Origin of the sequence: Streptomyces sp. NPDC102467, assembly GCF_044765445.1 — a bacterium.
Taxonomy (GTDB): domain Bacteria; phylum Actinomycetota; class Actinomycetes; order Streptomycetales; family Streptomycetaceae; genus Streptomyces.
This window is the reverse complement of record NZ_JBIWKA010000001.1, coordinates 653748-672962: the sequence shown is the minus strand read 5'-3', so window position 1 is coordinate 672962 and position 19215 is coordinate 653748. Positions and strand designations below refer to the sequence as shown.

The 19215-nt window shown below is 70.2% G+C and carries 16 protein-coding genes; 6 read left to right on the top strand and 10 right to left on the bottom strand.

Annotation, left to right across the window (positions count from 1 at the left end):
* Positions 1 to 58: 58 nt before the first annotated feature.
* The gene (locus tag ACIREE_RS03020) at positions 59 to 688 is read right to left on the bottom strand and encodes a DUF6230 family protein (protein WP_404145235.1); all 630 of its coding nucleotides are present in this window, start codon (positions 686 to 688) and stop codon (positions 59 to 61) included.
* A gap of 216 nt (positions 689 to 904) precedes the next feature.
* On the opposite strand from ACIREE_RS03020, the gene ACIREE_RS03015 reads away from it, so the two are divergent.
* Entirely contained in the window at positions 905 to 1036 is a 132-nt protein-coding gene (locus ACIREE_RS03015) for a hypothetical protein (protein WP_404145233.1), read from the top strand.
* Between the two features lie 293 nt (positions 1037 to 1329).
* Here the strand turns inward: ACIREE_RS03015 and ACIREE_RS03010 are convergent, their stop codons facing one another.
* Positions 1330 to 2298 carry a tetratricopeptide repeat protein gene (locus ACIREE_RS03010; RefSeq protein ID WP_404145231.1) on the bottom strand — a complete coding sequence of 323 codons (969 nt, stop codon included), beginning with the start codon at positions 2296 to 2298 and terminating at the stop codon, positions 1330 to 1332.
* 300 nt (positions 2299 to 2598) lie between these two features.
* Here ACIREE_RS03010 and ACIREE_RS03005 point away from each other — a divergent pair, with 300 nt between their 5' ends.
* Positions 2599 to 3225, top strand: coding sequence for a TetR/AcrR family transcriptional regulator (locus ACIREE_RS03005; protein ID WP_404145230.1), 627 nt, complete (start codon positions 2599 to 2601; stop codon positions 3223 to 3225).
* A 101-nt stretch (positions 3226 to 3326) separates the two neighbouring features.
* Here the strand turns inward: ACIREE_RS03005 and ACIREE_RS03000 are convergent, their stop codons facing one another.
* Together ACIREE_RS03000 and ACIREE_RS02995 are read right to left on the bottom strand one after the other, a co-directional pair.
* Positions 3327 to 4016: a hypothetical protein gene (locus ACIREE_RS03000; protein WP_404145228.1), complete on the bottom strand. Its 690-nt coding sequence runs from the start codon at positions 4014 to 4016 to the stop codon at positions 3327 to 3329.
* Positions 4001 to 8497, bottom strand: a complete 4497-nt coding sequence (locus ACIREE_RS02995; protein WP_404145226.1) for a polymorphic toxin-type HINT domain-containing protein — start codon at positions 8495 to 8497, stop codon at positions 4001 to 4003. Before ACIREE_RS02995 ends, ACIREE_RS03000 begins: the two co-directional genes overlap by 16 nt.
* A 293-nt stretch (positions 8498 to 8790) precedes the next feature.
* On the opposite strand from ACIREE_RS02995, the gene ACIREE_RS02990 reads away from it, so the two are divergent.
* Entirely contained in the window at positions 8791 to 9492 is a 702-nt protein-coding gene (locus tag ACIREE_RS02990; protein WP_404145224.1) for an FG-GAP repeat domain-containing protein, read from the top strand.
* A 60-nt stretch (positions 9493 to 9552) separates the two neighbouring features.
* Here the strand turns inward: ACIREE_RS02990 and ACIREE_RS02985 are convergent, their stop codons facing one another.
* On the bottom strand, positions 9553 to 10557 hold the full coding sequence (locus ACIREE_RS02985; RefSeq protein ID WP_404145222.1) for a GDP-mannose 4,6-dehydratase: 1005 nt from the start codon (positions 10555 to 10557) through the stop codon (positions 9553 to 9555).
* Positions 10554 to 11711 carry a UDP-N-acetylglucosamine--N-acetylmuramyl-(pentapeptide) pyrophosphoryl-undecaprenol N-acetylglucosamine transferase gene (locus ACIREE_RS02980; RefSeq protein WP_404145220.1) on the bottom strand — a complete coding sequence of 386 codons (1158 nt, stop codon included), beginning with the start codon at positions 11709 to 11711 and terminating at the stop codon, positions 10554 to 10556. The genes ACIREE_RS02985 and ACIREE_RS02980 overlap by 4 nt, the downstream gene beginning before the upstream one ends.
* 65 nt (positions 11712 to 11776) lie before the next feature.
* On the opposite strand from ACIREE_RS02980, the gene ACIREE_RS02975 reads away from it, so the two are divergent.
* Both ACIREE_RS02975 and ACIREE_RS02970 read left to right on the top strand, forming a co-directional pair.
* Positions 11777 to 12490 (top strand): response regulator transcription factor, encoded by a 714-nt coding sequence (locus ACIREE_RS02975; RefSeq protein WP_404145219.1) that lies wholly within the window; start codon positions 11777 to 11779, stop codon positions 12488 to 12490.
* Positions 12487 to 13875 carry a sensor histidine kinase gene (locus ACIREE_RS02970; protein ID WP_404145218.1) on the top strand — a complete coding sequence of 463 codons (1389 nt, stop codon included), beginning with the start codon at positions 12487 to 12489 and terminating at the stop codon, positions 13873 to 13875. Before ACIREE_RS02975 ends, ACIREE_RS02970 begins: the two co-directional genes overlap by 4 nt.
* 9 nt (positions 13876 to 13884) lie before the next feature.
* On the opposite strand, the gene ACIREE_RS02965 is transcribed toward ACIREE_RS02970, so the two are convergent.
* The 4 genes from ACIREE_RS02965 to ACIREE_RS02950 all read right to left on the bottom strand — a co-directional run bounded on the left by ACIREE_RS02965 (position 13885) and on the right by ACIREE_RS02950 (position 17939).
* A complete protein-coding gene (locus tag ACIREE_RS02965; RefSeq protein WP_404145216.1) occupies positions 13885 to 14982 on the bottom strand; it encodes an alpha/beta fold hydrolase in 1098 nt (365 codons plus the stop codon).
* A gap of 259 nt (positions 14983 to 15241) precedes the next feature.
* Positions 15242 to 16942, bottom strand: a complete 1701-nt coding sequence (locus ACIREE_RS02960; RefSeq protein ID WP_404145353.1) for a methylmalonyl-CoA mutase — start codon at positions 16940 to 16942, stop codon at positions 15242 to 15244.
* Positions 16943 to 17043: 101 nt separating this feature from the next.
* The gene (locus ACIREE_RS02955; protein WP_404145214.1) at positions 17044 to 17382 is read right to left on the bottom strand and encodes a DUF3817 domain-containing protein; all 339 of its coding nucleotides are present in this window, start codon (positions 17380 to 17382) and stop codon (positions 17044 to 17046) included.
* A 47-nt stretch (positions 17383 to 17429) separates the two neighbouring features.
* Positions 17430 to 17939, bottom strand: coding sequence for a MarR family winged helix-turn-helix transcriptional regulator (locus ACIREE_RS02950; protein ID WP_404145212.1), 510 nt, complete (start codon positions 17937 to 17939; stop codon positions 17430 to 17432).
* A 179-nt stretch (positions 17940 to 18118) separates the two neighbouring features.
* Between ACIREE_RS02950 and ACIREE_RS02945 the strand changes: the two genes are divergently transcribed.
* Positions 18119 to 19162: a glycoside hydrolase family 6 protein gene (locus ACIREE_RS02945; RefSeq protein WP_404145211.1), complete on the top strand. Its 1044-nt coding sequence runs from the start codon at positions 18119 to 18121 to the stop codon at positions 19160 to 19162.
* The last annotated feature ends 53 nt before the right edge of the window (positions 19163 to 19215 follow it).

Genomic DNA, 19215 nt, shown 5'->3' with positions numbered 1-19215 from the left:
ATGCCCCCGCGCCCCTCCGTGCGACGCGATGCGGCGAGAGATCGCTAGGCGGTGAGGCCTAGAAGCACTCGATGCCCTTGCCGCTGCCCTTCTTCAGGCTCATGTTCAGCCCGTTGAGCTTGAAGGTGCCGGCACTCGTCGCCCAGGCCGTCTGTTCGACGTCCTTCAGGTTGGCGTGATCCGCTTCCTGCGCGAAGCCGTTGGGGTCGGATTGCTCCTTGCCCCCCTTCATGCCCGGACCCTTGCTGGAGGTCCCGGCGGCAACACCGATGTTGATGTTGGTGAACTCGGCGTCCGCCTTGAGCTGCGCGACGTCGATGTAGATCTTGTCGGCATGGGCCGGCGTGCCATTGCCACCGGCGTTCAGCCGCAGCGTGACATCACCGAGGACCGGCACGTGGGTCACCACGGACTGGCACATGTCGGTGAGGTCGGCCGAGTTGAACGCGGAGACCGAGACCGGGTGAGGGGTCCCGTTCTTCTCAGCGTCGACGGCGCCGTACTGGATCATGCCATCGGCGTCGAGCTCTTTGACCTTCACCTTGAACGACTGACCCGACACACTGAACGATGCCGCAAGCGCGCCCTGCGAGAGGGCGACACCTATCGCGGCTGTAGCCGCGACGCTCGGCACCATGACTACGGCGAACCGCTTCCATCTGGTTCCACCACGAGTCACGGACTTCATGACTTTCCTCCTTCTCGGACGTACATCTCCGGCCCTGACTGCCCAATGCAGCGGCTCAGCCGGGCAGGGATGGGAGAAGTGCTACGTCCTCGGGAAGGAGAGCGCCCGAATCGGAGGCGCATCCGCACCTTGATCACCGGCGATCACCCCCGAGCGACAACCACTGGTCGCACCTGAACCATCACGCGCAACCTGCTGGACAGGCTCAACCAGAAAATGGCCGAGACCCCCCTGTCCCAGACCGGCGGCGCTCCCCAAGGCTTCACCGCCGACCTGCCCGGTGGGGACCCAAGACCCCCGCTGTCCGAGTGGCTGTCGGACGGTGGGGAGTGGACCGAGCGTGCCTGATCGTGGTGCATTCGCGGCGCTCGCACAAGGGGGTTCGTTACTCACGGGTAACGGAGGGATAACCGAACAACGACCGCCCGGCATCGAACGGCAACGCAGGGTGTTTCCGACGCGGTCGTTATGTTGGTTGATTTCGGTACGAAACCAGGCGGAACGACGCCCTCGACTTACTCCAAGTAACAGCGGCCGCGTTTACCAAGTTTTGGTAAAGCGCGGCCGCTGTGCGTCCCTGGGGACAGAATTTTCACCCCGGCATCACAAGCCGTGGCGTTTAGGAACAGGTCACCGGTGGCTCAGAAGAGAACGCGGGCCAGAGCCGTACGCGCGGTGCTCACCCGGGGGTCATCGGCCCCCACGACCTCGAACAACTCGAGAAGCCTGACGCGGGCCGCGGTGCGGTCGTCGCCGGCCGAGCGGGCCACGGTGTCGACAAGCCGTCCGAAGGCGTCCTCGACATGGCCGCCGACCAGGTCCAGGTCGGCGGCGGCGATCTGCGCGGCCACGTCACCGGGCTTCTCGGCCGCGTCCCTGCGGACCGCCTGCGGGTCGAGACCCTGCACGCGCTGCAGCAACTCGGCCTGGCCGAGACCGAGCTTGGCCTCGGTGTTCGCGGGGTCGTCGGACAGCACGTTCTTGTACGCCTGGACGGCGCCCGCGAGGTCGCCGGCGTCAAGGGCCTGGACCGCCGCTTCGAGCAGCGCGTCGTGAGGTCCGGCCGGGGTCTCCACGACCGGGGCGGCGTCCTCCGCATCGGAGTCGACGGCGATACCCGTGAGGCCGAAGCGCTCCTCGCCGACCTGGATCAACTGGTCGAGGGTGCCGCGGATCTGGTCCTCGGGGGCCGCGCCCTGGAAGAGGGGCAGCGCCTGCCCGGCGACGACGGCGAAGACGGCCGGGATCCCCTGGACCCCGAACTGCTGCATCAGCATCTGGTTGGCGTCGACATCGATCTTGGCGAGCACGAAGCGGCCGTTGTACTCGGCGGCGAGGCGCTCGAGCAGCGGGCTCAGCTGCTTGCAGGGCTCGCACCACTCGGCCCAGAAGTCGATGACGACGGGCACTTCGGCGGAGCGCTGCAGTACATCGCGCTCGAAGTCCGCCTCACTGACGTCGATGACGAGGCTCGACGGGGACACCGCTCCGCCGCCGCCCTGCCGGGCCGCTTCGGCGCGCGCCTGCTCCGCCTTCGCCTTGGCCTCCTGGGCCGACTTCACGGCGGCGAGATCGACGACTCCGCTCATGGACATGTTCCGTGGCTGCATGCGTACAGTCTCCCCCTTCCGCGGACGGTTGTGGGCCGGGTCCGGCTCCGTCGCCTCCCGCCGGATTGCGAGACGTACGGAGCGGACTCGGCGTAGTGCTTCGGCGCCGGGTCCCCACCCGGCACCTGGTGGTTGCCGCTCGTCGGTGCCACTCGGGTGCAGATCCGAGAGATGGTCGTACGAGATCGAGCTTTCGCTACGAGTCGTAGCGTATCTGTCGGAGGTACGGCGCCGGAGGGGACCTCCGAGTGATCTGCCTCACTCGCGCCACGATGCCTACTGGCCGGTATGGTCGCGACCATGCAGAGCCGCACGCCGCCCCCACCTGGCCGCCTCGGCCGCCCGCGGTCCGCGGCGGCCGACGAGGCGATCCTCGAGGCGACCCGTGCGGCCCTGGTGGACCTCGGCTGGTCGAAGCTGACGCTGGGCGATGTGGCGACGCGGGCGGGCGTCGCGAAGACGACGCTCTACCGGCGCTGGGCCGGCAAGAACGAACTCGTCGTCGACGCGGTGGCCGTCCTCTTCGATGAACTCCAACTCCCCGACAGAGGTTCCCTGGCCGCCGACATCGAGGGCGTGGTGCTCCAGTTCGCGGCGATCCTGGACCGGCCGGAGACGAAGACGGCGCTGATGGCGGTGGTCGCCGAGTCCACGCGGGACGCTCCGCTGCGGGAGCGGATCCGCACCTCGATCGTGGACCGGCAGAAACGACTCGTCCTGGAGGGCCGGACCCGCGCCGAACGCCGCGGAGAGCTTCCCGCGGCCCCGGATCCGCACGTCGCCGCGGCGACGGCGGACCTGATTTTCGACGTGGCGGCGGGGGCGGTCGTGCACCGGACGCTGGTGAGCGCGGAGCCGGTGGACGCGGAGTGGGTCCGCCGGTTCACGGCGCTGTTGCTGGGCGGGCTGGCGGCGGCGTCGGGGTGAGGTGTGGTGCTGAGCGATCCGGCTCGGGTGGCTCACACACGAAGAAACCCCGCCAGGGATCACCTGGCAGGGTTCGACTCGGCCTCACGGATCTGCCGAGATCATTCTTCGGTCAGGGCAGTTCGGAGGTAGGCGATGAGGTCGGCGGCCGGTACCTCGGTCCAGACGGCTTCCGGGACGCCGACGCGCATGACCTCGTAGCGTTCCCCGGTCTCCTCGGTCACCAGAACCTGACGGCTCCTTGCGTCCATCGGTTCGACCCGCAGGCGCACCGCGCCATGCGTGATCGTGGGAAACATGTGCTGCAGCACCTCATCCGCGTGCAGGCGGCGCAGAAGTGCCCATTGCTTCCGGTGGAATTCGGACGACAGAAGGCCGGTCCACTGCAAGGAGGTCGGTTCGCCGCTTTCGAGAGCCCCAGCGAATGTGTCGAGCTCCATGAACTCGAAGCGTGCCGCCAACCCGTCCAGGGAAAGGCCTTCTCGCCATGCGGCGACGGCTTCCACAAGCAGCCCGAGATCCTCCGTCTCGCCGATCTCCCAGATGAACCCGGGAATATCGACACTAAGCCGGAAGAGACGTTTCTCGGTGGCCGTGGCGACCGACAGGTAGCCTCTCACTGTTTGGATACTGATGACGTCAGATGCCCAGCGCTCGAGTCCGATGTCACATCCTCGCAGCTGCGCCTCCTTTCTCATGGCGGAGGCGAGATCGCCCGAGGCGGTCACGTCCGGATACAAATCTTTCCCGTGGGCGTTCATATGCCGTAGCCCCTTCAGCAGCCGCACCACGGGTTGACCCCGCCCCTTACGGGATCCAGCTTCCCCAACTCTGACAGATCCGGCATTTTCGTCGGTGGGTCCAGCCGCATGGCGCCACCCGATGGGGAATAGAACTTCACCGATTCCCAGGGGCGTTGACCATTGGCGACCGCTCTGGCGATCAGAGACATCTCGTAGTCTGTGGCGAACCCATCCTCACCCGCCAGCAGACCACGTTTGGCGGCTTTCATGAAGCCTCCTTTTTCGATCAACCCCGTCATGTTGACGTGTAGCACGACACCCGGATCAGCGACGATCTTCCGCACCATAGCGGCGAAGTTCCGTGCATCCACCCCCTCCAAGGTGAAGAACTTGTTGTCGGGGAGCTTGGCCCACTCGTCGAAGTTCGCATTGAACCACCCCAGGGCGACCTTGCAGTTGTGGACGAGGACCGGGGTGGTGCCCGCAAGCACGAAGAACGTGTGCAGATCGCTGACCGTGAGGTCGTACACCGTGCGCGGAGAAAGACCCGAGCGGTCGAGAAGGGCCGTCACCGGGCGGACGGAGCCGTCCGGGGTGCGGAGGCGGTCACCGACGCGCAGGTCCGAAACCAGAGTCCACCCGCGGTCCACCACGTAGAACCGGTGGCCGGCGGTGCTGCTCAGCCTGCCCCCGTCGGCGACGGTGATATCCACCAGCCGCTGGGTGTCGTGCTTGAACGTGTCGGTGACCTGCTGGCTGCGCACCTGGCCGGAGGCCGGATTCATGGACCTGACACGGTCTCCTACACCCAGCTGACTGATGGGCCGGTGTGAGCCGTCCGCCATGAGCACCTGGGTGCTACCGGGGAAACTGTTGGCCCGGCAGCCGACCCGCAGCGCCTCGGTGAGCTGCGCCTCGCGCTCAATACCCGCAAGTGCCGCCGCGTCGATGTCCAGCGTGCGCAGCAAGGCCAGCGCTTCAGTGACTCCGGTGCCGGTACGCATCGAGATGTTCACGGCTTTGACCGCGTCCGCGATCGCGGCCAGAGGCGCATCGAGCGGAATGAGGGTGGCGAGGCTCCAGGCGCAGGCGGACTTGTCGCCGTGCCAGCAGTCCATCAGGTCTTCGGCGAAGAAGGCGAACAGGATCGTTCCGGGGATGTCACCGAAGAGGCTCTGCCATCCGGCGCGGACGATGTCCTTGCCGGAAAAATGATGTGTCCAACCTTCGATGGTGACCTTCTTCAGCGTCGCCCGTTTCAGGAACTGCCACGCTGCCTTCGGGCACCCGTCGGCCGTGGCCTGAGCCTGGCCGTCGGCGCACAAATAGAAATCGGCCTCATAGGTGACGACCAGGTCATACATCGCGTCGCAGCCCAAGAAGGCCGCATCCGGCATGCCCGGGCACGTGCCGATCTGCTTGGAGCTGACGATCTTGACGGTGGACTCGTCCGGAACGGCGAACACACCGGGAATGCCCGTACCGACTCCCGTAGAGCTCGCCTGGTTTGCCTCTTCCCGCTCGGTGCGGTCGGAGGCCTCTTGTGCCTCCTTGGCGTACTTGTCCGCGTCCTTGGCGGCTTCTTCGGCTGCTGTCGCGTCCGCGTCCGCCTGGTCCGCTGCCGTACGGGCGTCCTTCGCCGCCGCTTCGGCCGCGGAGGCGGCGTTGCGGGCGGCTTCGGCGTCCAGGGCTGCTTCGTCGGCCGAGTCGCGGGCGTCCTTGGCATAGCCCTCGGCGCGGCCGGCTGCCGCGTCGGCCGCTGCCGCGTCGGCGGTGGCCTGGCGGTCGTACTCGATGGTGCGGGTCAGGGACTGGGTCGCCTTGGACGCTGCCAGGGCGGCTGCCGCTGAGTAACCGAGGGCCTCCTTGGCGTAGCCCTGGGCTTCGGCGGCGTAACCAGCCGCGCCCGCTGCCGCTTGGAGTGCGGCCTTAGCGTCGGCCGAGGCCTTGTCGGCCAGGGACTTGGCGAGCGCGGCCTCCTTCGTGGCGTTCGCGGCGTGCGCGTCGGCGACCGCCGCCTGCTGCTCGGCGATGGTCTTCGAACCCTGGCCGGCCAGGACGACCAGCCCGGCCGCGGAGTCCTTGGTGACGTAGGGGGAGCCCAGCTGGATCGCGTCGTTGGCCGGGTCGGCCACGCGGGCCGCCGACTGGCGGGCGTCCACCGCCGCCTGGGCGGTGGTGTACGCGAAACCGGCGGCCTTGGCCGCCGCCACGCGCGCGATGACGGACTGTTTCAGCGCCTCGTCGGCCTGGGTCCTGGCTTCCTTGGCGTGCTTCTCCGCCTCGGCGGCGTCCTTGACCGCGAGAGCCGCCTCCGCAGCCGCGTGCTTCGACGCCGCGATCGCATCGGCGGCCGCGCTGGTCGCCACGCGCACCGCTGCGTCGGCCGTCGCCTTGTCGGCCTGCGCCGCGTCGGAGTCCGCGCGGGCCCGGCCGGCCGCCGCCTCGGCGCGGGTGGCTGCCGCGTCCGCGTCAGCTGCCGCCTGCGTGGCCGCGTCGGCCGAGGCGCGGGCGTTCTTCGCCGCCGTCTCCGCCGTGGTGGCCTGGCGGTCCGCCTCATCTGCCGCCGTGCGCGCGGCGGTTGCCGCATCGCCTGCGTCGAGCGAGTCGGCGTAGGCGTCCTTCGCGTCCGCCTTCGCCCGGGCGGCATCCGCCTTCTGCTCGGCATCCCAGGCGTCGTCGCGCTTGTCCTTGGCGTCGTCGCGCGCCGTCTCCGCGTCATGGCGCCGCGCGGACGCGGTACCGGCCGCGGTCTCGGCCTTCTTCTTGGCGTCCTGCGCCGTGGTGTTGTAGCCCTCGGCGTCCTTGCGGTGCTGAGCGGCCTCCGCCTGTTTGGCGGCCGCCGTCTCCTTCTCCGCCTTGGCCGTCTTCTCCTCGGACTCGGCCGCCAGACGCTTCTTGTGCGCGTCCTCCGCCGCCGCCTTGGCATCACCCTCGGCGGTCAGCGCCTCCTGCAGCGCGGCTTCGGCGTTCTCCTTGTCCTTCTTGGCATTGTCGCGGTGCTGCTTCGCCGACGCCGCCGACCACTTCGCCTGCAACTCGGCGTACTGCGCCGACTCCTTGCGGAACTCCGCCTTGGACTGCGCCGCCTGCGCGATCGCACGCTGCGCGATCGTCGCACTGTCAGCGGCGGACGCGTGTGTGGCTGCCTCGGTTGTCTGCCCGGCAATGACCATGGCGTCCAGCGCGGCAGCGATGCCGTGCGTGACCTGGGCCTTCTGCTGAGCCACCAGCAGGCCACGGCCGCGCGGCGCGCCGTTCGCGTCGGCGATGGCGTTCGCTTCCTCCACCGCGGTGTCGCTGGCGGTCACCGCTCGTTTCGCCGCTGCTGCCTGCTGCTTGAGGAGGATCAGCTGCGCTTTGGTGACCGACTGCGCTTGGGCCAGACCGTTCTTCGCCTTGGTGAACTGGGCCGCGTCCGGCGGGAACGCATCGTCCTTGCCTCCACCACCGGGCGCCCACCAGGCCTGCCAGCGCACGACATGGTCGGCCACCCAGGAGTTGCCCAGCATGTTGCCGAGAATCTTCGAGCCTGAAACGAGCGCCTTGGCCGCTGTGGTGTTGGCGTTCAGGATCTGGTTGCGCTGCGTGACCTGGGAGGTGATCTCCTGCTGCCACTCCGCGGCCGAAGCGTTCTCCTCCTCGCTTAGCACCCCGTCGGGGTCGATCGGGTCACGCCACGCGCAGGCGGCAAACCGGGTCTTGAGGTTTTCGACCGCGATCCGGAACTCGGCGCTGTCCGGCTGGGGCGCCGAGGTGGGGAAGCCGCCCGACTCCAGGAAGACCCGGGCGTTGTCCGCGCCGGTCGGCTCCAGGCTCCAGTTCGTGAGGTAGTCGTAGGCCTCGTGACGCTCGTAAGCCGGACTCACACCACCCGTGTCGCCGCCGTATAGAGGGGCACCGAGGGTCGTCACCGCGTTCTTCGTCGCCGTGTCGGCGAGCGGGGTCGGGTCCTCGTAGAAGTCGCTCTCGTTCTTCGAGAACGTGTCCGAGACCCACTGCCCAAGCCCGGTCTGATCGTAGAAGTCCTGTTTGCCGTCGCCTCCTGAGCCGGGCGGCCAGTGGAACCCTGCATCCGTGAACCCGCCTGGCGCGTCCAGGCCGTCGAGCTTGGCCTGCCACCCTGCCTTCAGGGTGTCGAAGTCATCCATGGCCTTGCGGGCGACAGCCTTGTCCGCCTCGTACGCCTTGTTGAGGGGCGTGTCGTCCCAGTAGTCAGGGTTGGCCAGCACATGCAGCTGGTCCGCCGGCTGGTTCAAGGCGTCTTGAGCGACTGCTGCCATGGACGTGCCGCCTAGCTGCAGCACCCCGTTCATCAGGCACTGGTCCTGCCGCAGCTGTTCGGCAGCAGTGTCCTCGTTCCAGTCCTGGCTGACCTTGCCCGTACGGTCGTCCTGTTTCGGCGGCAGGGCACCCGGTTGTGCGCCCAGCCCTGCCATGAGAGCCAGCGCGGTGACGGAGGTCAGTGCCGGCGCGAGCCGCACAAGTCTCCGTTTTGCACGTCCACTTAACGATCTGTCGAGTCTCAACCCGATTCCCCCCGCGCACCGTCATCGACGGCCGCATATGTCATGAGCCTGACATAACAACCTCAATCCGGCTGTGCAGCAATCAAGTCGACGGCACGACGAACCGGCGCGAGGCGGTCGTCCGGCCGCATCAATAAGGCGCGATCTTCACGGTCGGCCCCGCGTCGGCGGACACCGGTGCGGCGTCCAGGTCGTCCGACGCCTTCCGGATCACGCAGGCCGCCCAGGACATCGCACCCGCTCGCACCCGAACCCTCGTAGCTGCAGACTCCCAACCCGCCGCTGTCTTCGGCATGTTTGCCATCGACACCAGGGGCGCCCTGTACTCCTACGCCGCCGATAGCACCACGGTCCTCGCCCCGCGCGAGCAGCTCGCCACCGACTACGGGGACGTCCGCACGGCCAGCAGCGCCGACGACGACGGCGACGGAGTCGCCGACAACACCTGGGTCTGGACCACCAATGGGGGGTTGTCCAGCAGTTACGGCTACGTCGGAGGCAGCTGGAACATCTACAACAGCGTCTTCTCGCCCGGCAACCTCGGGGGCGCCCAGGGGTACGACGTGATCGGCCGCGACGCCGACGGCGTGCTGTGGTTCTACTACGGCTACAGCGACGGCACCCTCACCGCCCGCCACAAGGTCGGCTCCGCCTGGGACCAGTTCACCCAGCTCACCGGCAAGGGCGACCTCACCGGCGACCAGTGGCCAGACCTCGTCGCGCGGGACACTTCCGGCGTCCTATGGCTCTACAAAGGCACCGGAGACGGCAACGCCCCCTTCGAGGCACGCACCAAGATCGGATCCGGCTGGAACCAGTTCGACGCCCTCGTCGCCACCGGCGACATGGACCTCGATGGCAAGGCCGACCTCATCGCCCGCCAACCCAACGGCGACCTGTACTTCTACCAGGGCACCGGTAACGCTGCCGCTCCCTTCGCAGCGAAGAAGCAGGTCGGGACCGGCTACCAGACTTATCGCGTCATGTTCTCCTGACCCGATCGGATCGCCCTGGGAGCTGCGCCCCGCGACGGGCGAGAGCGTGGCTCCTACCGGTCAGACCTGATACCGCCCCGGCGCGAACACCCCCAGGTTCTCCGCCACCCACTCCGAGGTCCGCTTCAGCCCTTCCTCCAGCGTGAACTCCGGCTCCCACCCGGCCCACTCACGTGCCCGCCCGTTGTCCGACAACAGTCGCTGGACCTCACTTCCCGAAGGGCGAAGACGGGCCGGGTCGACGACGACCCGGGCCTTGTGGCCCGACGCGTCGATGAGCGCCTGCGCCAGGTCGCCGATCGAGATCTCCTGGCCGGTGCCGAGGTTGACCACCTGGCCGAGCGCGCGGTCGCACTCCGCCACCGCCATGAAGCCCCGCGCCGTGTCGGAGACGTACGTGAAGTCGCGGGTCGGGGTGAGGGAGCCGAGCTTGATCTCCCGGGCGCCGGAGTGGAGTTGGGCCAGGATCGTCGGGATCACGGCGCGCGCCGACTGACGCGGGCCGTACGTGTTGAAGGGGCGCACCACGGTCACGGGGAGTTCGAAGGCGTGCCAGTGGGACAGCGCCATCATGTCGGCGCCGATCTTCGACGCGGAGTACGGGGACTGCGGCTGGAGCGGGTGGTCCTCGGAGATCGGGGCCGTCAGCGCGGTGCCGTAGACCTCGCTGGTCGAGGTGTGGACGAGTCGGCGCACGGAGTGCCTGCGGCAGGCTTCCGCGATGTTCTCCGTGCCGACGACGTTCGTCTGTACGTACGCGCCCGGGGAGTCGTAGGAGTACGGGATGCCGATCAGCGCGGCGAGGTGGAAGACCGTGTCGCAGCCCGCGACGGCGTCGGCGACGCGGCCCGCGTCGCGGACGTCGCCCGCGAGCAGCTCCACCCGGGGGTCGTCGAGCACGTGGGCCAGATGGCCCTTCTCGGCGTACGGCTTGTAGTGGACGAAAGCCCGGACGTGCGCGCCCGCGTCGAGGAGCAGGTCGACGAGTGTCGAGCCGATGAAGCCCTCGGCGCCGGTGACCAGGACGGTACGGCCCGCCCAGACAGAGGTGGCGTGGGTGGTCATATGTACTGCAACTCCCTTGATTGTCCTGCCAGTTCGAGTACGTGCCGCGCCAGGAGGTCGGCCGCCCTGGCGTGCGGCCCCGCGGGTGCGGCCGCCGACATCGCCGCGAGCCGCGCCGGATCGGCGAGCAGTGGTTCGGCGAGGGCGGCGAGGGTGTCGGGCGTCGTGTCCGCGTCCGCGAGCAGCAGTCCTGCGCCCGCGTCGGAGAGCACCCGCGCGTTGTGGGTCTGATGGTCGCCGGGGGCGTGGGGGTACGGGACGAGGACGGCCGGGACCCGGGTCGTGGCGAGTTCGGCGACCGTCGCGGAGCCGGCCCGGCACACCACCAGGTCGGCGGCGGCGTAGGCGAGGTCCATCCGGTCGAGGTACGGCACGGCGACGGCGGAGGTGCCGAGCAGGCGGCGCCGGGTCTCCTCCAGGGCCGCCGGGCCGGTCTTCACCAGCAGATGCACATCCGTGCGGCCGCGCCAGCGCGCGGCCAGGCCGACCGACGCTTCCGTGAGGCGGGCCGCGCCGAGGCTGCCGCCGTTGACGAGGACGAGCCGGGCGCCGTCGGGGACGCCGAGTTCCCGGCGGGCGGCCTCGCGCAGCGCGGGCCGGTCGAGGTGCGCGAGGGACGCGGCGATCGGCATGCCGGTGGTGACCGCCCGGGTGCCGCCCGGCAGATGGGCCCGGCTGCGGTCGAAGGCGACGGCGATGTGCGGGGTGAGGCGGGCGGCGAAACGGTTGGCGCGGCCCGGGACCGCGTTGGACTCGTGGATGAGGCTGGGCAGTTTGGCCATCCGGGCGCCGACGATCACGGGCGCGCTCGGGTAGCCGCCCATGCCGACGGCGACCTGGGCGCCCTGTTCGCGCAGGATGGCCCGGCACTGGGCGCCGGAGCGCACGAGGTCCGCGGGGAGGAGGTAGCGGCGGGCGCCGAGGGACGGGTCGAACGGGATCATGTCGACCGTGTGCAGCCGGTACCCGGCGGCCGGGATGAGCCGGGTCTCCAGGCCGCGTTCGGTGCCGACGAACGAGATCACCGCGTCGGGGACGGCCCGGCGCAGCGCGTCGGCGAGGGCGAGGCCGGGGTAGATGTGCCCGCCGGTGCCGCCCGCGCCGATGACGACGGAGAGAGGGGTGCGCAGGGCGCTGCGCAGATCGCTTCGCATGAGAAGTGAGCGTCGCGGGGTGCTCTAAGAGGGTTTTAAGAGCCGGGTTTGGCACCTTTATGACCATGACAGCAGCGAGCGCAGGAGGAACGGCCCGGATCCTGGTCGTGGACGACGACCCGGAGGTCCGCTCGGCCGTCGAGGACGCGCTGACGGTGGAGGGGTACCGGGTGGCGTCCGCGCCCGACGGTCAGCGGGCGCTGAGCGCGCTCGCGCGCTGGGAGCCGGACGCCGTCGTCCTCGACGTGATGATGCCGGTCCTGGACGGGCTGGCGGTGTGCCGCCGGATGCGCGCCATAGGGGACCGCACACCGGTCCTCGTGCTCACCGCGCTCGACTCGGTGAGCGAGCGCGTGGACGGCCTCGACGCGGGCGCGGACGACTACCTGGTGAAGCCGTTCGCGCTGGACGAGCTGGCGGCGCGGGTGCGGGCGCTGCTGCGCCGGGCGGCCCCCGATCCGCAGCCGGACGACTCCCCCGGCTCCCTCGCCTACGGCGAGCTGGTCCTCGACCTGGGGACGCGCACGGGCCGGCGCGGCGGCCGGGCCCTGGAGTTCAGCCGTACGGAGTTCGCGCTTCTGGAGGTGCTGGTGCGCAACGCCGGGCAGGTCCTGCCGCGCGGGGTGATCCAGGAGGCGGTGTGGGGCCGCGACTTCGGACCCGACTCCAACTCCCTCGCCGTGTACGTGGGGTACCTGCGGCGCAAGCTGGAGGCGCCGGGGGAGCCACGGCTCGTGCACACGGTCCATGGCATCGGCTACCGGCTCGGCACGCCGTGAGCCGGGCCCGGATCAAGGACCGCACGCCGCTGCGCACCCGGCTCGCGCTGCTCGCCTGCGCCACGGTCGCGCTGATCACGGTGGGCGTGTGCGTGGCCTCGTACGCCGTGATCCGCTACGAGCTCGGCCACCAGCTCGATCTGCAGCTCACGCAGGCGGCGACCCTGGCCACGCAGCAGAACCGGGCCGAGCCGACCGGTGTGCTGGCCGGCGAGTGCCGCTTCCTGGCGGCTCCGGCCTGCGCCCAGCTCGCCCCCGCCGATCCGGTGGGCGATCCGGAAGAGCCGTACCTCCTGCCGGTCACGGACGCCACGCGCGAGGTCGCGGCGGGCACCCGCGCGCCGTACTACACGAACCTCACGCTTCAGGGGCACCGGGTGCGGATGCTCACCACCGCGTACACGGGCGGGGGTGCGGACAAGGCGCTTCAGGTGGCGCTGCGTTCGGACACGACAGCGAAGGGGCTGCGGCAGGCGACGGCGCTGCTGGCCGCGATCAGCGTGGCGGGGGTCGCGCTCGCGGCGGCGGGCGGGTACTGGGTGGCGCGGCGGGGTCTCGCGCCGGTCGCCCGGCTGACGGCGACGGCGGAGCGCATCGCGGCGACCCGAAACGCCCGTACGCGCATCGACCTGCCGCCGGGCCGCCGGGACGAAGTGACGCGCCTTGCCGCCTCGTTCAACACGATGCTGGGCGAACTGGAGGACTCCGTGACAGCCCGCCGCCGGCTCGTCGCGGACGCCTCCCACGAGTTGCGTACGCCGTTGACGGCCCTGCGCACGAACGCCGAGCTGCTGGCCCGCGCGGACCGTCTGACGACCGCCCAGCGCGACCGGGCCTCGGCCGCGCTGGGCCGTCAGATCCACGAAGTGACGTCCCTGGTCAACGACTTGATCGAGCTGGCCCGCGACGAGGAGCCGCAGCCGCTCGTCGAGGAGGTGGCCCTGGCCCCGCTGGTCACCCACGCGGTGCGGTTGGCCGATGCCCACTGGCCGCAGGTCGCCTTCTCGCTCACAGTGCTCCCGGAGGCGGCGACGGGCACGCTCCCGGGCGTCCCGTCCCGCCTCTCCCGCCTCCTGGCGAACCTGCTCGGCAACGCGGCCAAGTTCACCCCGCCGGGCGGCGCCCCCGTCGAGGTGACGCTCTCGGCGCGGGAGTTGACGGTCCGGGACCACGGTCCTGGCATCGCCGCCGAGGACCTCCCCTATGTCTTCGACCGTTTCTACCGCGCCGAGGTGTCCCGCGCGCTGCCCGGTTCGGGGCTCGGTCTGGCGATGGCCCGGCAGATCGCGCTGGCGCACGGGGCGGAGCTGTCGGCGGAGGCGGCGCCGGGCGGCGGGGCGCTGTTCCGGCTCACGTTCCCGGCCGACGCCTTCCGTCCCGCGTGACGGTGCCGGTCAGTCGTTCCAGGCACAACTTCCGAGCGTCGCCTTCTTCTTGTCGACAAGGCGGTCCGCCTCGGCCGCCGGGAGCGTGCTGGTGTGCTTGCCGTGGCAGACGACGGTCCGGTCCGCGCGTCCTGCCAGGTCGACCAGGATCTGGTCCCAGTGGCGGTACTGGACGTCATGGGCCGAGTCGGCGTACGTACGGGTCTTGACGCGCGCTCCGGCCGGGAGGCTGGCCCGCCAGGTCTTCAGCGTGGCGGGCGGGACCGTGGTGTCCTTGTCGCCGCCGTACAGGAAGACGGGCGCGGAGAGCTTCGACAGGTCGGGGCCCGGGCGCTGGCAGTACAGCTTCTGTTCGTGCACCTGCGGCGCCGGGTCGGCCTGCTGGCCGCGCTGGTTGTACGTCCGGGCGCCGTCCTCGTACGCGGTGTCGGCGAACCCCGGAATGGACTTGACCGGGCTGTCGTCGGGGAACGCCCACCAGGTGCGCGGGTCCCTGATCTGGTCCTTGACGGCGTCGGCCAGCTTGTCGTCGGACAGTCCGCAGTAAGCGGGCTTCGTGCCGTAGGGCGGGAGGGCGGCGGCGAGGTGCAGCGCGGTGACGCGCTCGGGCGCTCGGGCCGCGAGCTCGGCCGCGTACGGGCCGCCGCCGGATATCGCGACCACCTTGAAGTTCCGTACGCCGATCCGGTCGAGGACCTCGAGCGCGTCGGTGGCGAAGTCGGCCTTGCCGAGGGCGGGGTCGTACTCCGTGTCGCCGAAGCCGTTGCGCTCCACGGAGATGAGCCGCAGCCCCAGATCCGCTCTGGTGGTACGGAAGAAGTCGGTCATGTGGACGGCGCGGGCGCTGGTCCCCGTGCCGCCGATGTAGAGGACCGGGGTGCCGCCCGCGGGGCCCGAGTCGGTGTAGTGCGCGGTACGCCCGCTCGGCAGCTTCGCCGCGTGCACGTCCGGGCCGAGGGAGTCGAACGTGTTCTGCACCTTCGGCTCCGCCGGCGGACTCGCGCTCACCGCTCCCGAGCCGCCGATGACGATGCCTCCGAGCAGGGTCAGGGCGGCGAGTCCCGCGGTGGTCGTGGTGCGGGTGAAGGGGGGCCGGGGCAGCGGCACGGGGTACTCCGTGGGTTACGGGGACAGTTGACGTGCCCGCGCCTACCCTGTCGGGGGGTTGTGATGCCGTTTGTGTGTGCCGGGTTCGGTTTCGCCGTCCGCTGCGGGCCGGTGGGGACTTCTCGCGCAGTTCCCCGCGCCCCTGAAATGCGCACTGCGTGCGCCATTTCAGGGGGCAGCGGCGAAGCCGCACGCCCCAGGGGCGCGGGGAACTGCGCGACCAGCCACGACGATGCCCGCACCCGGCAGACGGGACCCGCTAGAACCCGGCCGGCTCCGTGTACACGCCCCACTCCTCGCGGAGCACCCCACAGATCTCCCCGAGCGTCGCCTCCGCCCGCACAGCGTCAAGCATCGGGCCGATCATGTTGGACCCGTCCCGGGCGGCACCCAGCATCCGGTCGAGCGCGGAGCGCACCGCGGCGTCGTCCCGGGCCGCCTTCCGGTCGCCGAGGGCCTGGACCTGGTCCCGCTCCACCTCGTGGCTGACCCGCAGGATCTCCAGGTCACCGGTGACGGACCCGTGGTGGACGTTGACCCCCACGACCCGCTTGTCGCCCTTCTCCAGCGACTTCTGGTACTGGAAGGCGGACTCGGCGATCTCACCGGTGAACCAGCCGTCCTCGATCCCGCGGAGGATCCCGGACGTCATCGGGCCGATGGGGTGCTGCCCGTCGGGGTGCGCCCGCAGCCCGCGCTCACGGATCTGCTCGAAGATCTTCTCCGCGTCGGCCTCGATCCGGTCCGTGAGCTGCTCCACGTACCAGGCACCGCCCAGCGGATCCGCGACGTTGGCGACGCCGGTCTCCTCCATCAGTACCTGCTGCGTGCGCAGCGCGATCTCGGCCGCCTGCTCGCTGGGCAGCGCGAGCGTCTCGTCGAGGGCGTTCGTGTGGAGCGAGTTGGTCCCGCCGAGCACCGCCGCGAGCGCCTCCACCGCGGTGCGTACGACGTTGTTGTACGGCTGCTGGGCGGTCAGCGAGACGCCGGCGGTCTGGGTGTGGAAGCGCAGCCACTGCGCCTTGTCGCTCCGCGCCCCGTACACGTCGCGCATCCAGCGGGCCCAGATCCTCCTGGCCGCGCGGAACTTGGCGATCTCCTCGAAGAAGTCGAGGTGCGCGTCGAAGAAGAAGGACAGGCCCGAGGCGAAGGCGTCCACGTCGAGGCCGCGCGCCAGCCCCAGCTCTACGTAACCGAAGCCGTCCGCCAGCGTGTACGCCAGTTCCTGCGCGGCCGTCGAACCGGCCTCGCGGATGTGGTATCCGGAGACCGAGAGCGGCTTGTACGCCGGGATGGACGCGGCGCAGTGCTCCATCAGGTCGCCGATCAGACGCAGATGCGGCTCGGGCTGGAAGAGCCACTCCTTCTGCGCGATGTACTCCTTGAAGATGTCGGTCTGCAGCGTGCCGTTGAGGACGGCGGGGTCCACCCCTTGCCGCTCGGCCGCCACCAGGTACATACAGAAGACCGGGACCGCCGGGCCGCTGATCGTCATCGACGTGGTGACGTCGCCGAGCGGGATGTCCTGGAAGAGGACCTCCATGTCGGCGGCCGAGTCGATGGCGACGCCGCAGTGCCCGACCTCGCCGAGCGAGCGCGGGTCGTCGGAGTCGCGGCCCATGAGCGTGGGCATGTCGAAGGCGACGGAGAGCCCGCCGCCGCCCGCGGCCAGGATCATCTTGTAGCGCTCGTTGGTCTGCTCGGCGTTGCCGAACCCCGCGAACTGGCGGATGGTCCAGGTGCGGCCCCGGTAGCCGGTCGGGTGGAGGCCACGGGTGAACGGGTACTCGCCGGGCCAGCCGATCCGCTCGAATCCGTCGTACGTGTCCCCCGGCCGCGGCCCGTAGACCGGCTCGACCGGATCGCCGGAGAGCGTCGTGAAGTCGGCGTCCCGCTTGCGGGCGGAGTCGAACCGGGCCTGCCAGCGGCGGCGGCCCTCCGCGATGGCGTCAGCGTCCATGCTTCCCATGCCCTCCAATTTACTAGGACGTCCTAGTAAATGTCGATGGCTGACGGCCCCGGGCTCCCCCTGCCCTGGAGCCGGCCGCCAGGAAGCGGCCGCTACGCCTTGGCGAGATTCCCGGCGTCGCCGGCGACCTTCGCCTCCAGCTCCGCGGAGATCTTGCGCTCCACGAAGAACGCGGCGGTCGGGATGGTGCCCGCGAGGAGGACCCAGAGCTGCTTGCCGACCGGCCACTTCGCCTTGGACCCGAGGTCGAAGGCGACCACCAGGTAGACGACGTACAGCCAGCCGTGCGCGATGGCGATGACCTGCGTGGCGTCACCGGCGCCGTCCATCTTGAACGCGTACTTGGCGATCATGCCGAGACACAGGAGGACCAGAAGCACACCGGTCACATAGGCCATGACGCGGTAGCGGGTCAGCACGCTCTTCTTCATGGGTCGAGCCTAACTGCCCGTTTTGCGCGATCTTCAGCCGGGCCCGCTCACTCCTCGTCGAAATCCTTCGCCGCCACCCGCAGCGGCCGCAGCATCGCGAAGATCTCGCCGCACTCCTCCGCGTCGTACACCCCGAGCCCGAAGTCCATCGCCATCAGGTCGCGCGTCGCCGCCTCGACGACCTCGCGGCCCTTGTCGGTGATGGTGGCCAGCGTGCCGCGGCCGTCGTTCGGGTTGGGGCGCTTGTCGACGAGGCCCGAGCGCACCAGCCGGTCGACCGTGTTCGTCACGGACGTCGGGTGCACCATGAGCCGCTCGCCGATCTTCGACATGGGCAACTCCCCCTCCTTGGAGAAGGTGAGCAGCACCAGCGCCTCGTAGCGCGCGAAAGTCAGTCCGTACGGCTTGACGACGGTGTCGACCTCGGCGAGCAGGATCTGGTGCGCGCGCATGATGGAGGTGATCGCGCCCATGGACGGCACGGACCCCCAGCGCTGCTTCCAGAGTTCATCGGCGCGGGCGATCGGATCGAAGGCAAGGCTGAGCGGCTTTGACACGGCCCCGACCTTACCGGCCGGTCACATGGTGGTCAGCCCCGTCTCGGCCTTTGGCCGATTGGCTCTCCACACGGCCCGGTGCACCGCGGCGGCAATCCCCCTCAATGAGCATCCCTTATGCCACGATTGCCAGAAAACAGCCGATGCGTTGATCGAACCGCTCCGAACGAGGGGTCAGGATGTCCGTCCCGTCCATCCACACACCGGCGCGCACGCTCGCCCTCGCCGGCGCCGCGCTCCTCGTAACCGTGCTCGCCACCGGCTGTTCCGCGATCGACGGCGGACGCGGCACCGCCGCGGAGGCCGCCGGCCAGACCGCCCCCTCGGGGAGTGCCGCGGGCGACTCGTCCCCGTTCTGGGTCGACCCGGCCTCCGCCGCCGCCGGCCAGGCCGACCAGTGGGAGAAGCAGGGCCGCTCCTCCGACGCGGCCGCCATCCGGCGCATCGCCCGGCGCCCGCAGGCCATGTGGGTGCCGGGCGACTATCCCCGGCCCGCGATCGCGCAGGCCGGCGCCCAGGCCGAGAAGGCGGGCAAGACGCTGGTCCTGGTCGCGTACAACATTCCGCACCGCGACTGCGGGCAGCACTCGGCGGGCGGCGCGCACGACGCCGACTTCTACTACCAGTGGGTCGACGCGTTCGCGACGGGCATCGGCGACACCAAGGCGATGGTCGTCCTCGAACCGGACGCGCTCGGGCACGTCGTCGACGGCTGCACCCCGGCCGAGTACCAGGAAGAGCGCTATCAGCTGATCTCGGCGGCGATCGACCGCCTGAAGAAGCAGCCGCACACCAAGGTGTACGTCGACGCGGGCAACCCCGACTGGATCCCCGACGCCGGCAAACTCGTCGAGCCGCTGCGCCGCGCCGGGATCGGCAGGGCGGACGGCTTCTCGCTGAACGTCTCCAACTTCCAGACCGACCGGGCCAGTACGGAGTACGGCCGCCGGCTCTCACGACTGCTCGGCGGGGCGCACTTCGTGGTGGACACGAGCCGCAACGGCGTCGGCCCGTACCAGGACGACCCGGCCGACGCCTGGTGCAACCCGCCCGGCCGGGCGCTGGGCTCCGCCCCGACCACGGACACGGGTGACGCCCTGGTCGACGCGTACCTGTGGGTCAAGCGGCCGGGCGAGTCCGACGGGACCTGCCGGGGCGGCCCCGCCGCGGGGACCTGGTGGGCGGAGTACGCGTTGGGGCTGGCCCGGAACGCGACGGCCTGAACCGCACGGATCGCACGGACTGCACGGACTGCACGGACTGCACGGGCTCCCGG